The organism is Bacillus sp. FJAT-27225, from assembly GCF_001685025.1.
Taxonomy (GTDB): Bacteria; Bacillota; Bacilli; order Bacillales; family Cytobacillaceae; genus Bacillus_D.
In genome coordinates, this window is record NZ_MAYU01000021.1 from 336843 (window position 1) to 350523 (window position 13681).

The 13681-nt window shown below is 44.3% G+C and carries 11 protein-coding genes; 4 read left to right on the forward strand and 7 right to left on the reverse strand.

Features of this window, described 5'->3' with window-relative positions; genetic code table 11:
* Window positions 1-26 precede the first annotated feature (26 nt).
* Window positions 27-524, forward strand: a complete 498-nt coding sequence (locus A8F94_RS13740; protein ID WP_066201411.1) for a PepSY domain-containing protein — start codon at window positions 27-29, stop codon at window positions 522-524.
* 244 nt (window positions 525-768) lie between these two features.
* Window positions 769-1182: a PepSY domain-containing protein gene (locus tag A8F94_RS13745; protein ID WP_066201413.1), complete on the forward strand. Its 414-nt coding sequence runs from the start codon at window positions 769-771 to the stop codon at window positions 1180-1182.
* A 52-nt stretch (window positions 1183-1234) separates the two neighbouring features.
* On the opposite strand, the gene A8F94_RS13750 is transcribed toward A8F94_RS13745, so the two are convergent.
* Entirely contained in the window at window positions 1235-2671 is a 1437-nt protein-coding gene (locus A8F94_RS13750) for an NAD-dependent succinate-semialdehyde dehydrogenase (RefSeq protein WP_066201416.1), read from the reverse strand.
* A 177-nt stretch (window positions 2672-2848) separates the two neighbouring features.
* Between A8F94_RS13750 and A8F94_RS13755 the strand changes: the two genes are divergently transcribed.
* On the forward strand, window positions 2849-4672 hold the full coding sequence (locus tag A8F94_RS13755) for a CocE/NonD family hydrolase (protein ID WP_066201419.1): 1824 nt from the start codon (window positions 2849-2851) through the stop codon (window positions 4670-4672).
* A gap of 396 nt (window positions 4673-5068) precedes the next feature.
* Here the strand turns inward: A8F94_RS13755 and A8F94_RS13760 are convergent, their stop codons facing one another.
* Entirely contained in the window at window positions 5069-5617 is a 549-nt protein-coding gene (locus tag A8F94_RS13760) for a TetR/AcrR family transcriptional regulator (RefSeq protein ID WP_139070093.1), read from the reverse strand.
* Between the two features lie 189 nt (window positions 5618-5806).
* Here A8F94_RS13760 and A8F94_RS13765 point away from each other — a divergent pair, with 189 nt between their 5' ends.
* A complete protein-coding gene (locus A8F94_RS13765) occupies window positions 5807-6715 on the forward strand; it encodes a DsbA family protein (protein ID WP_066201421.1) in 909 nt (302 codons plus the stop codon).
* 38 nt (window positions 6716-6753) lie between these two features.
* Here the strand turns inward: A8F94_RS13765 and A8F94_RS13770 are convergent, their stop codons facing one another.
* The 5 genes from A8F94_RS13770 to A8F94_RS13785 all read right to left on the reverse strand — a co-directional run bounded on the left by A8F94_RS13770 (window position 6754) and on the right by A8F94_RS13785 (window position 13680).
* On the reverse strand, window positions 6754-9909 hold the full coding sequence (locus A8F94_RS13770) for a DEAD/DEAH box helicase (protein ID WP_066201423.1): 3156 nt from the start codon (window positions 9907-9909) through the stop codon (window positions 6754-6756).
* A gap of 40 nt (window positions 9910-9949) precedes the next feature.
* The gene (locus A8F94_RS13775) at window positions 9950-10540 is read right to left on the reverse strand and encodes a transposase (protein ID WP_066201426.1); all 591 of its coding nucleotides are present in this window, start codon (window positions 10538-10540) and stop codon (window positions 9950-9952) included.
* 879 nt (window positions 10541-11419) lie between these two features.
* Window positions 11420-11548, reverse strand: a complete 129-nt coding sequence (locus A8F94_RS26385) for a hypothetical protein (RefSeq protein ID WP_302621316.1) — start codon at window positions 11546-11548, stop codon at window positions 11420-11422.
* Between the two features lie 163 nt (window positions 11549-11711).
* Window positions 11712-12449: a YwaF family protein gene (locus tag A8F94_RS13780; RefSeq protein ID WP_066201430.1), complete on the reverse strand. Its 738-nt coding sequence runs from the start codon at window positions 12447-12449 to the stop codon at window positions 11712-11714.
* A gap of 67 nt (window positions 12450-12516) precedes the next feature.
* Window positions 12517-13680 (reverse strand): VWA domain-containing protein, encoded by a 1164-nt coding sequence (locus tag A8F94_RS13785; RefSeq protein ID WP_066201434.1) that lies wholly within the window; start codon window positions 13678-13680, stop codon window positions 12517-12519.
* Between the last annotated feature and the right edge of the window lies 1 nt (window position 13681).

Consider the following 13681-nt stretch of genomic DNA (forward strand, 5'->3'; position numbering starts at 1 on the left):
ATGAAAGATGATAAGGAGGAGATAACTTGAAGAACAAATTGTTGGTGGCAGGTTTAGTGGCAGGGGTAATCATTGGGGGAACGTTCGCAGTTGGGGCAAATGAAAAGGATCCTGTTGCACGCCAGGATGATTCAAAAGTAGCAGTAATTGAAACGGAAGTTGAATCAAAGCACGGCAAGACATTTCTGAAAACGGACGCAGCAATTGGAAATTCGGAATCAGGAGACAAACAAATAACTGTTGAACAAGCAACAGAAATTGCAAAACGTGTAGCGACCGGTAAGATTGTCGACATAGAAACGGAATACGAACACGGCCGTCTTGAATACCAGATTGAAATTAAAGATGGCAGCAAAGAAACGGAAGTCCGCATTGATGCTTTCACTGGCAAAGTCAACAGGGTAAAACTTGATGTTGATGACAGCGTTGATAGAGACGATGATGACAACATCGAGAAGCATAAGGATGATGACAGCAAAATTAGAGAAGACGATGATCGTGGCGATGATGACGACGACAGGTAATTATAATTGAAAAAACGGAAGTAGGATCCAGTCGGATTCTACTTTTTTTATAGCTTTTACTATAGTTCTGCATACCTTTGCAACTTAAAGATGTTGAAGCTGACAGGGCAATTCTATGGTTATTTTAATCAATAAAAAAACTAGCAAATATAAAATTCTAATCATTTTCTAATCTTTCTCTCCCAATTCTCTCATTTGCGGAGGATATAGTAAAACTAACAAGAAAACAAGGAGGAAAAATAAAATGAAAAACAAATTAATCGCTGCAGGGTTGGTAGCAGGAATCATTGTCGGGGGAACTTTTGCAGTAGGGGCAACTGGAAACGATGATGCTTCTTCTAAAAATCCAGCTACACCTGCAAATGTTGAAACGAAATCAACGAGCAATGGCAATCAAATCACACTTGAGGAAGCTTCTGACATCGCTAAACGCGAAGCAACCGGAGTGATTGAGGAAGTGGAGAAAGATACTGAAAATGGCCGCCTGGTATATGAATTCGAATTTGAGGATGGCGCCATTGAAACAGAAGTTCATGTCGACGCTGTCTCCGGCGAAGTGACTAAGGTAGAACATGATAGAGATGACGATGATCGTGATGATGACCGCGATGATCAGGATGATGACAACGATGATGATCATGACGATGAGCGCCGTTAACTAATCTTTAGATAGAAAAGCAGAATCCAGACTGAGGATTCTGCTTTTACCATTATAACTGAAGTGATATATATTTGATCTCCAAGAATTCGTCGATTCCATGGTGGCTTCCTTCCCTGCCAAGCCCGCTTTCCTTCATGCCTCCGAACGGAGCCTGGGCTGTAGAAGGGAGCGCATCATTAACACCGACAATCCCATACTCAAGGTTTTCCGAAAAATAAAAAGCCTTTTTAAGGGAATGTGTATAGACGTAAGCGGCAAGACCATATGGTGTATTATTCGCCCGGCGGACCACTTCCTCATCATCCTTGAACGTGCTCACTGGTGCGACAGGCCCGAAAGTTTCTTCCTGCATGCAAATCATTTGATCTGTAACACCTGAAAGAATCAGCGGCTGCATGAAGTAGCCCTCCCTTTCCTCCACCTCAGGTCCAGGGATTATGGTTGCTCCCTTCGTTACTGCATCGTCGATATGCCTTTGAACTTTTTCCACCGCCCTAGAATCAATCAAAGGTCCAATGTCCACTGTACCATTGAGGCCATTCCCTACCTTCATTTTCCTGAAAGCTGATGCAAACGCATCAAGGAACTCCTTTTCCCTGCGTTCGTGGACATAAATCCGGTTTGCACATATGCATGTTTGTCCGGCATTTCGGAATTTGGACTGGATTACGCCTTCAACAGCCGCCTGAATGTCCGCGTCCTCCGCGACGATGAATGGGGCAAGCCCGCCAAGCTCGAGCGATATTTTTTTAACTGTATCTGCTGCTTTTCTCATCAACAGCTTACCAACCGGAGTTGAACCGGTGAAGGTTATTTTTTTGACACGAGGATCTTCAAGCCACACGTCTGAAACTGCCGCCGCATCGGTTGTAGTTACAATATTGATGACACCTGGCGGAATTCCTGCTTCCTCCGCACATTCCGCTAATAGGAGCGCAGTGAGCGGTGTTGCAGGCGCCGGCTTGATGACGGCCGTACAGCCTGCGGCAAGTGCAGGAGCGACTTTCCTGGTAATCATGGCAGCAGGGAAATTCCAGGGTGTTATGGCAGCAACCACACCGACCGGCTGTTTCTGGACCAGGATACGCTTCGAGCCAGATGAAGCAGGAATGGTTTCACCATAAATCCGCTTTGCCTCCTCCGCATACCACTTCACAAAGGAATTCGCATAGCTTATTTCGCCTCGCGCTTCAGGCAGTGGCTTCCCTTGTTCAGTTGTCATCATCATTGCCAGTTCTTCTTTCCTTCTCTCTATTACCTCAAACCATTTCTCAAGTAAGGAAGCACGTTCATAAGCGGTCTTTTTTGACCAAAGAAGAAAAGCTTCCTGTGCCGCATCAACAGCAAGACTTGCCTGTTCAGGCCCGCCATTTGGAACATACCCTACCGTTTCGAGTGTCGCAGGGTTTTCCACTTTAAATGTCTCTTCCAAATAAAATCGTTTGCCGTTTATGTACATTCCTTTTCTAAGTTCGGATTCTGTCATTTCAACTCCTCCTTTTGGAAAAAGTATATCACTCTGTACCGATTTTTCCTTAAAAGCTGCTTTTGGTCAAAATACTCCCAAAGCCTTGGCGCTTTAGTACTTTTACAGTATTTAATCACCTATTAAACTTGTTTATGATAAAATGTAAGCCTTTACAAATTAGAAGGAGGTACAAAGATGCGTTTACGGCATTTTCTTCTTGGTTTACCGTTTATTTTAGCTATTAATCTACTGATTGCACCGCTACTTACCCAGGCATCTTATAAAACTGTTCCCCCTAAGATATCCTTTCCGCTCAAGCAGTGGGAAGCGGCACCCTATGACCGGCCTGAGCAATATGCCAGCTACACTACCCAAAAGGATATATTTATAAAAATGCGGGATGGAGTCATTTTGGCTGCCGACGTTCACCTGCCCGATGGCCAAGGTCCCTTCCCCGTCATCCTGACCCAAACACCATACAATAAAAACATGAGTGGCAGTGAGAACCTAAACGAGTACTTTATTAAGCGCGGCTATGCCCATATGGTTGTTGATGTCCGCGGTACCGGATCTTCGCAGGGTGTCTGGGATTCCTTTGGTGAATCAGAGCAGCTTGACGGCAAAGAACTAGTTGAGTGGGCCGCATCCCAGCCGTGGAGCAATGGCAAGGTAGGCTTATACGGGTCTTCCTATCGGGCAATTAATCAGCTGCTGACAGCTGCCCACCAGCCTGAAGGACTGAAAGCAATCTTTCCGATTGTCCCGATGGGAGACATGTACCGCGACATCCTTATGTCAGGGGGCACCGTCAATACTGGCTTTATCCCCCTTTGGCTTGGCCTTGTTACCGGCAGCGGTTTAATGCCGCCAACCTACACCCTCTCCGATCCTATCATGGCAGCCACGGTTCTGTTGGGGCATGCCGGGCAGACAACTGGGTTTCCGACGAGTACACTTGCATCTGTCCTGACCGGAGGTGAATTTGCCTATGATGGCCCTCAAGCAAGTCTTCGTTCACCACTTGCCGCTGCTGACCGAATCAAAGTACCGGCATTCTTTGCAGGCGGGCTGCATGATTTATTTCAGAGGGGGACCCCGTTATTATATGAGAGATTAAAGGCGAACGGAGTTCCAACCAAACTATTAATGGGCAACTGGACACATGGAAACTATGGCAGCGGACTGCCGGCAGATAATGTACCAACACTTGAGCAGCTGGCATTGCGGTGGTTTGACCAGTATCTGAAAGGAATCAATACAAACATAAATAAAATACCGGATGTTACCCAATATGTGATTGGCGAAGATAAGTTTGTAGTCCAGCCAGGATGGCCCCATCAAGAGACAACAGCACAGCGATATTATCTTAGGGCAGGCGGCCTTTTAACGAAAGAAACAGCATCCTCGCTTGAAATGCCGAAATCAATGCTTCAACAGCCATTGAATGGAATCTGTTCCGGAAGCACAAATCAATGGATGGCCGGGATACCGGATCCAATTCCATGCACAAAGGATAACCGGTTGACCGAATTGACTGAGCTGACCTACACGACCGCACCAGTGAGTGCCGATTTGCGTGTCTCCGGTCCGATAGCAGCCAAGATTTTTGCAAAAACAACAGCCAAGGAGCTTGTTCTTTCAGTCCGTGTGACAGATGTTGCACCGGATGGGTCTTCCCGTGAAATAACTGCGGGCTGGCTTGCTGCCTCACACCGCGCTGTTGATGAAAGCAAGAGCCGTTTCCTTGACGGGCAGCTAATCCAGCCGTGGCACCCTTTCACAAAAGAGGCTTCACTAAAAGTAACTCCAAATGAAGTTATGGAACTGGATGTTGAAATCTTCCCTTCCAATTTTGTTATCAAAGAAGGCCACAGACTGCGCGTCGCAATCGGTCCAAGCGACTTCCCCCACTCGATGTCGCCAGCGCCGCAGCTCTTAAATCAGCTTGGCGGGATTGCAACAATCATGAATACAAAACAGTATCCTTCTTCGATTGTGCTGCCGGTTGTCCAAAGATGATAAAAAAATAATCATCACTAGCCTTTTCAGCAAATCGCAGGAAAAAGCTGTCCGAGAAGGTCGCTAAAAATTGACTCTATTTGGACAGCTTTAATTTTTTTATGTGATGACTTTCCAACGCTTCCTGTTGTAAAGTCTCCTCTGACTTAAAATTGTGAGTGCCTTCACAATTTGATCGCCGTTATGAATGACATCTTGATGCTCCAACAGACCTGAGTTGTCATTCATTGGCTTTATGAATGACATCTTGGCGTCACAACAACACCGAGTTGTCATTCATCTGGTCTTACAAAGCCGTTTAAAAAGCCATGTCAACGACCGGTAACACCTTTTCTAGCTAGAGAACTAGGGGACCCAATAGATATTTACAGAAAACTAGTGGTATAAAACACTGGCTTATAGTTTATTCAAGATAGTCGGAGCTGCCAATTTAATGAATTCCTCTGGAGGAAGTTCGCTATTTCTTTTCCACTCGACTGAAGCCCCATAAAGCCCCCAGCTTAACATGGCCGCTGTCAACTTTAATTCCGATGCTGATTTCGCAGAATGTTTTTTTGCGAGCATATTGTACAAAATGATTTCAATTTGCTCGCGAATAATTCGCGCAATCGTATCCTGATAACCGACATGACAGCGGTTTGACAATGTCATTTGGAAATTGGTGATCGCCAGAAACATACTGACAAGTGCGTCCTCATCCAGTTCCTTTTCATTGAAATCCTGGCCACTCAATTTAACCAGCAATACCTCTGACAGCACTTTTTCAAGCAGGTCATATTTATCCTCAAAATGATAATAAAACGTCGCCCGGTTGATCATTGCTTCAGTTGTAATATCCTTTATCGTAATATCCTTGAAATCCTTTTTCCCGGACAACTCGATAAATGAATCCATAATTAGTTTTCGGGTACGAAGAATCCTCGGGTCAGTTTTTACTTCATCCACTTTTGTCACCTACTTTTTCAACAATTTACCGAATCTGTTGGATAAACGACATACTTGAAAAATTAATGGTTTTGATGTTGTTAATTATCGCCTAGAATCAAGATGAAGGCAAAAAACTAGCTTACAAGCTGGTAATATTCAAAAACAAAAATCGAAAGTGAGGAATTAGTTGTGGAGAAAAAAAAGAATATGGTTTGTGATATGGAAACTGGAATTTGTGGGCCAGCTGACGATAACGGCATTGAAATGGTTGAATTTAACCAGCCCCAGAAGAAAATCAATCTTTACTATGTAACCGACCCGATTTGCTCACACTGCTGGGCATTGGAACCAGTGTTGCGCCGTTTTGTTGAACAGTATGGGGATTTTTTCAATGTCCAAACGGTTATGGGTGGCTTGCTTGAAAAATGGGGTGATGGACCGATTGATCCCGCAAATGGCATTTTTAAGCCTGCCGATGTTGCCGGACACTGGAGAGAAGTGGGCGAATATTCCCGGATGCCAATTGACGGTTCACTTATGATCGACAATCCGGTGCAATCATCCTTTCCTCCATCCAGAGTTTTTAAAGTTATTCAGCGCGAGCACGGCAATGAACTGGCAACTGAATACTTAAGACGAGCACGCGAGGCGCTATTCGCCTTTAACGAAAATATCTCCGATGATTCAGTCCTGGCAGAAATCGTCACTAGCCTCGGCCTCAATGGCCAAGCCATTGTGGAAGAAGCCCATCAGCCGGCGGGGCATCAGCTTTTAAATGAAGACTTCGCACTTGCAAGAAGCCTTGGTGTCAGAGGGTTCCCATCAATTATAATGGTTAACGAGGAAAACAAAGGTGCTAAACTAGTCGGCGCACGTCCGTTCCAGTACTACGTTGACGGTTTGAAACGGACACTTGGCACAGAAGATCTCCAGCCGAAACCTCAGCCTAATCTTCCAGCTCTCCTGAAAAAAGAAAAGCTGTTGTTTTCAAAGGAAATTGAAGTGATGTACGATATAGATAAATCTGAGCTTGCTGCGTTTGTAGAAAAAGAACTGTCACCAGGCAGTTATCAGGCAGAAGAAATCCTTAACGAAAAGTATTTTACAGTGAAATAAGCACGAAAAGAACTCGTCCGGCGTTGGACGAGTTCTTTTTACATAGACAGAATCTCCCTAATATCTTCCTCGGTAAGGGTTGTCTGGCCCTTTTCCCCATTATCAATTAGTTCCTCAACTAGATGGCGTTTTTTCTCCTGCAGCTCATTCATTTTTTCCTCAATGGTCCCTCTTGTTACAAGCTTAATAACCTGAACTGTATTTTGCTGGCCCATCCGGTGAGCCCTGTCGGCAGCCTGTTCCTCGACTGCCGGGTTCCACCATAGGTCATAAAGAATAACCGTGTCTGCTCCGGCAAGATTCAGTCCTGTCCCGCCCGCTTTTAGGCTGATGAGGAAAAAGTCACGCTCTCCTTCATTAAATCGATTGCAAACATCTACCCGTTCTTCAGAAGGTGTTTGGCCATCAAGATAAAAGAAGGGCAACCCTTGAATAATAAACTCCCTTCGGATCAGCTCAAGCATTTTTGTGAACTGGGAGAATATCAGGACGCGCCTTCCTGATTGCCTGCACTCGTCAACTAGTTCTATAAGTTGATCAAATTTCGCTGAACGCCCTTGATAATTCTCAACAAACAACCCGGGATGGCAGCATATTTGACGCAGCCTGGTCAGTCCAGCAAGGATTTTAATCCTGTTCTTCCGGATCGTTTCTTTGTCAAGATGCTTCAGCGTCTTTAGGCGAAGCTTTGACAGATAGGCCGCATACAGTTTTTTCTGGTCTGGGAGCAGCTCGATCGATTCGACTGTCTCAATTTTTTCCGGCAGCTCGGAAAGGACGTCTTCCTTAAGCCTGCGCAGCATAAAGGGTTGAATTCTCCTTGCAATCTGTTTCCTTGTTAAATGGCTGTATTCTTTTAGACCCCTAAACAATTCGGGGAACACGATGTGGAAAATAGCCCAAAGTTCTTCAATTGAATTTTCAATCGGTGTCCCGGTTAACGCAAATTTGTGGTTTGCGGTTATTTTTTTCACTGCCCGGAAGGTCTGGGTGGTTGGATTTTTAAACGCCTGCGCCTCATCAAAAAAGACACTGTGAAAAGGACTGGTCTCATACCAATGCAAATCTTTTCTTAGCAATGTATAAGTCGTGATGATAACATCCACTTCACCAAGGCTGGCCCCAAGTTTTTCCCTTTGTGATTTGTTTCCATCGATGACGATTGCATTGATATCCGGAGCGAACGTTAGAAACTCATGCAGCCAGTTATAGGTGACCGCGGCAGGGCAAACAATAAGAGCTGGCATCTTGTTCATTCTGATTTCAGGAAGCACAGATAAGATAAACGCAATGCTTTGCAGCGTTTTTCCGAGCCCCATATCATCGGCTAGGATACCTCCGAAACCGTATTCGGCAAGCCTTTTCATCCATTGAAAGCCTTTTGCCTGGTAATCCCGAAGAATTGGCTCGAGCGAAGGGGGCAGCGGATAGTTTATTTCGCTGCCGGCCATATCCAGGAAGGACCGGAATGATTCTTCAAATTGAAAAACACTTTCATCGTCCGCTCGATCCAGCATTCGCAAACCTTCAAGGAGCGGAAGATTCAAACCAGCTTCCAGGTCTAGCGGCTGTACTGGGCCTGCTGCCAGGAAACGTTGTATTTCTTCGAATTCACGGGTCTCGAGAGAAAGCAGCGCTCCATCCTTTAAACGATAATATTTGCGTTTTACTTCAAGGGCAGCGAGAACATTTTTAATTTCCTGTTCGGATATACCGGTAAGTTCAAATTTAAATTCAAGCCAGTTGGTTCGCTCCTTCTTGATTTTTACGTTTATCCTTGGCTGCAAATTTTCCCTGAAAATCCTGTTTCTAACCGAAGTTGTCGCATATACCTGGGTAAGCTTTTGCAGCCTTGGCAGCATGTGATACAAGAATTCATACTCAAGTTCCTCGTTGTGCAAAAAATAGCCGCCTTCCGTTTTTGCAAACGAGCTTTCCTCCATCATTTCAAGAATTTCATGTTCTTTTACCCGGTTCCGGATAACTCCTGGACTTGAATCCATCCCCTTGCTATCAAGAGGATCAATGATATGCTGGCCATAATGAAACTCCAGGCCGGCAAGCAGGCGGTTCTTTACCCGGTCAAGATACAGCTTGGCAACCAGGGGCTGCCGCTCATAAGCAGACAATGCTTCCTGTACTTGGATAGTGCCAAAGTTTCTCAAGGCGGGAATGATTTTTTCCTGAAAATAAACCGTCTGGTCTGCTGGTACAGGAATCCGCTTTGACACGGACGACTCCACTAATTCCTTAAGTTCTCCAAGCGTGGCTGCCTCTTCCCGGGTTAGCTGGACAAGTCTCCCTTCAGCAAGAACGACATGATAGGGCTCCATAAATAGGAGTTTGTCCATACCTTCAATCGTAAGTACATGGACCCCTTCCCCCGTTTCGGATAAATCAATGCTTAAAGGCAGCGGCCCTTTAGCAATATGAAAGCCATTCCGCTCGTTTCCGTTATAAATGAGTTTAACATCTTGTGACGATTCAAGAAGAGGCACCAACTGAAGCCAGGCTGAAGGCGGAATTAGCATGGTGGGGCCATTTTTTACAAATGAAGTTCCCAGCAGTGCTTTTTCATCGTCAAGGACCTTTATTAACAGCTGCAGAACATCATCCGTTTCTTTTTCAAAGCAATGAAGTGTTGGATCATAGGCAGCTTCAGGAATCCTTGTCCCATTTTGAACCTGTTCGAGGAATAGCCTGATATTTTCAATCGGGGCTTGGCCTATTTGCACTCCTATTCCAAACATCATTTTTCCTGGTGCAGCTTCAACTGACTCTAGGGTAAAAATAGACTTGAGCACTTGCCTTGTTTCAAAATGAAGCTGCTTCCGGCTCTTCAGCTTTGTCCCGTTCAGAAAAAGCTGTTGAACATCGGCGGACATCGTTTGCTCTGGAATTTCCTTCTGTTGATGTTTTTGGTCCGAGAGAGCCAGAAGTACTGCCGCAACGTGCTGGCATTCCTTCCGAACCGAAGCAAGAGTTGGACACGTGCAGGAGGTCTTAAAACCACCTTTACCGTCAGCCTCCACACGTACATGGAAATCCTCCGCACCTTTTACAATTGCGGAACATTCCTGATTGGTCCGGTACTGGATTACCACTTTATTCGTCTGGTAAAATGCCGTCCCCCTCTTGAACGACACAACACCGCAGCGGTCTTTAATAATTGATTGTGTAACATTTATATTCAAGGATTTGTTTCGTTCCTTCCGAGTTCATTCAAAAGTAACTTTAATTATAGCTTGTCGGGATCGTTGTTTCCATAAAAGGAGTAGTTGAATTCTGTCTTAAACCAAGTTTTACATAATGAAAGTAGTTCTCTTTTTGGGGATGTGGGAAATAGGAAAGGATTTTACTTGTGGTAATAAATGAGGCACTTTCGGAAGGTGTATACGACTGAAGACTACACCAGCGGTACTCTTCAAGTTCGTTGGCCAGACCTGCCCTAATTGGATTTAGATGTATATAACGACTTAGCTCCAATTCGTATTTGGGACTCGTAACGAGGAAAGATTTGTATCTTCTTTCGAAAACATAACCGCTATGGTGATTCACTCTGTTAAAATACCTGGCATACCCAGCATTTATGTCTTGCATGATTTTACTTAAATAGTGATCAATTGTTTGAATTTGAAGATGAATGTGGTTTGGCATAATACAATAGGAAAAAAGTTTAAAAGGGTATCGCTGCTGAGCCATTTTAACATATTCTAAATACATTTCTCTGTCCTCATCGCTATGGAACAATGTTGTTCTTCGAATACCCCTGCTAATGACATGGAACTGGGCACCTTTAAACCAGATTCGATTCCTTTTAGACAAGCAGATCACAGCCTTCTTATAATATTTTGATTGATAAATAGGGTTGGGAATTTTTATCAGGTGTTGGAAGAGGGAGATTAGAGGATGTACATCTTACTATTTTCTCTTTTATTGGGCTATTTCCTTCTTTTATAAAATTTTTTTTTATTTTTGTAGTCGCAGTAGGTAAAATGTGTAGCCTCCGAGATAGAGTCATTCTGGTACTTCTCTAAGTACTACTAGTTTTTCCGCTGGATTGCCTAGTGATACTCCGAGTACTGCTAGTGATTAGTGACCATTCTATCACCTCGACTAGTAATAAAGTGTAGCCTTTGCGGCATAGTACTTCTAGTACAACTCAGAGTACTACTAGTTTTTCCGACAGGTTACCTAGTGATACTCTGAGTACTGCTAGTGATAAGTGACCGGTCTTTCACTTAGACTAGTTATAAAGTGTAGCCTCTGCGGCATAGTACTTCTAGTACTACTCAGAGTACTACTAGTTTTTCCGACAGGTTACCTAGTGATACTCTGAGTACTACTAGTGAAAAGCGACCATTCTCTAGCTCCATCTAGTGAAAAAGTGTTATCCCAGTGACATAGTCATTCTAGTACTACTCAGAGTACTACTAGTTTTTCCGACACGTTACCTAGTGATACTCTGAGTACTACTAGTGAAAAGCGACCATTCTTTAGCTCCATCTAGTGAAAAAGTGTTGTCCAAGTGACATAGTCATTCTAGTACTACTCAGAGTACTACTAGTTTTTCCAACGGGTTACCTAGTGATACTCTAAGTACTGCTAGTGAAAAGTGACCATTCTCCCCCCCTTCTAGTAACTAAAGTACAAAAAAACAAACCCCTTCCCAGCAAAAAAACCAGAAAGGGGTTTCTAATAATATTAGGATTCTTTCATGCCGGGCAGGTCAGGTGCTTCAAAAATTGGTGGTTCCCCGCCCAGCGCCTTTAGGAAGGCAAGCAAATCGGCTTTCTCTTCCTCTGTCAAGCCAAGCGGCATGAATTGCTTCATAAAAAAGCTCTTGTTCGCGTTGGTACTTTAATTATAAATCTCGAACCCCAGCAAAAGAGCTTGGCATTGTGAACAATTTTCTAAACGTATTCAACATGGAAACTGAGCAAAACCCAAAAAATAATGCCCCATCCTAATTGAAATGGGGCATCAGAACAACAATTTATTCAACAACCCTTGATACATCCTGCTTCTTCCCGTTATCTTTTTCCCGGAAGATGAGCCAGACAATCAAACTTAAGGATACGAGAAGCCCTTCAAGGGATAGGATGTACCATGGGTGAGGGCCGAGGAAATCCAGTAAGCTTGCCGTTTCAGGTTTATGACTCAGATACATATAGTTGCCATCGACCAGCTTATTTATCAGTATGACAACTGGCAGAATTAGATTAAGAAAAACAATCAGTTTCACGACAGACCAAATAGTCGGGCGGTAGCCGTGGACCCATGTAAAATACAGTGGAACCAGGACGATCATCATATGGGTATAGAAAAAATGAATGAATCGGAAATGCGGGAAATCGAAAAAAAGATAAGGAGTTGCGAGTGCCTGGGTTGCACCAAGCAGTGCGGTATAGAGCAGCACATCATAGACTGCCTTGCTCCTTGTAAACAGCAGGATTACAGCCAATATCAGGCTGATACTGCACAACCCTGCCGGCAGAGAATCCATGGAACGCCAGATGCCATTCTTGAACATCCACACATTATACAGCGTCTCCATCACGATAAGGGACACAGCCACCCCTAATTCAATTTTCCTTTCCTGCCTTCCTTTTAATTTTTCACGGAATAAAAAGATGCCGATGGATGCGGTAATGAGGATCCCCAATATAAAGAGGTGGGAGATTCCAAACATCTCAAAGCGAATATCCTTTGAACTTCCGCCAAACCAATCCATCCGGCTCACCCTTTCATGTATGCTAGTCTGTTATCTATTTAGTATACAATGGCTATATGATTTAGACTTAGTTTTTCTTAACCAATTTTCTCCGTGTCCATTTTGAAAGGTCATTGCCCTTCAGGACATCTTCAAGCAATTCTGGCAGGAGGTTCGGGCTGCAGCCGAAGCACGGGATTCCCATTTTGCCAAGTTTGTTTGCATTTCCTTCATCATAGCTTGGCAAGCCTTGGTCTGAAAGAGCCAGCAATCCGACGACTGTCACTCCTGATTCATGCATTTCTTTCATCCGCCTCAGCATGGCAGCCTGGTTGCCGCCCTCATATAAATCAGAAACGAGCAAAAAGATTGTTTTTGCTGGATCGGTGATCAAAGTTTGGCAATACGCAATCGATTTATTGATGTCAGTGCCTCCGCCGAGCTGAATCCCAAACAATAAATCAACCGGGTCTTCCTTTGCCTGCTCTGTCAAATCGACGAATTTATCATCAAACGCTACAACATGTGTCTTTAAAGCCGGTATACTGGCAAAAATTGAACCGATAATCGAGGCATATATGACAGAGTTGGCCATCGAGCCGCTTTGGTCAATATCGAGAATAATTGTCCAATTGTTCGAGTTCCTTTTTCTATCAAAAAAGTAAAAACGCTCGGGTACGATGAGTTTCCGGTCCCGATCATAATTCTTTAAATTCCTCTGTATGGTATATTTCCAGTCGATGCTTTGCGGGCCTCCGGAAATGAGCGTCCTTTCCCTCCGGTTCAATGCTCCTTTGACAGCTTTCCTGACATCGTTTTCAAGAAGCTTCTTAATATCTTCCACTACACTTTTGACAAGCTCCCTTGCTGTGTCCTTCGTGCGTTCCGGAATCCGGCCTTTCAGAGCCATAAGTGTGGCTACCATTTCAATGCTCGGTTTGACATTTTTAAGTATTTCCGGTTCAAAAAGAAGCTGGGTTAGTCCTTTTCTTTCAATAGCATCCTGCTGGATGACAGATACAATGTCATCCGGAAAAAAGGTCCGGACATCGCCAAGCCATTTAGCAAGCCGGATTCCTCCGCCCGAACTGCCCAACGAACCCGTCCGGCTTCCTGTATCGTAGAGGGCAGCGAGCGCTTCATCCATCAGCATTTCTTCTTCCGTTAACAACTGCTGGCTATCCCCGCCAGTCAATTCTTTTTCAGCTGCCGGGCCAAGAATAAGCCTCCATCGTTTTTTTCGGTTAGTCATT

Excerpts from the sequence above, each read along its gene's own strand:
- A8F94_RS13745 (WP_066201413.1), top strand. The coding sequence starts at position 769 with ATGAAAAACAAATTAATCGCTGCAGGGTTGGTAGCAGGAATCATTGTC.
- A8F94_RS13750 (WP_066201416.1), bottom strand. The coding sequence starts at position 2,671 with ATGACAGAATCCGAACTTAGAAAAGGAATGTACATAAACGGCAAACGA.
- A8F94_RS13755 (WP_066201419.1), top strand. The coding sequence starts at position 2,849 with ATGCGTTTACGGCATTTTCTTCTTGGTTTACCGTTTATTTTAGCTATT.
- A8F94_RS13765 (WP_066201421.1), top strand. The coding sequence starts at position 5,807 with ATGGTTTGTGATATGGAAACTGGAATTTGTGGGCCAGCTGACGATAAC.
- A8F94_RS26385 (WP_302621316.1), bottom strand. The coding sequence starts at position 11,548 with ATGAAGCAATTCATGCCGCTTGGCTTGACAGAGGAAGAGAAAGCCGAT.
- A8F94_RS13780 (WP_066201430.1), bottom strand. The coding sequence starts at position 12,449 with ATGGATTGGTTTGGCGGAAGTTCAAAGGATATTCGCTTTGAGATGTTT.
- A8F94_RS13785 (WP_066201434.1), bottom strand. The coding sequence starts at position 13,680 with ATGACTAACCGAAAAAAACGATGGAGGCTTATTCTTGGCCCGGCAGCT.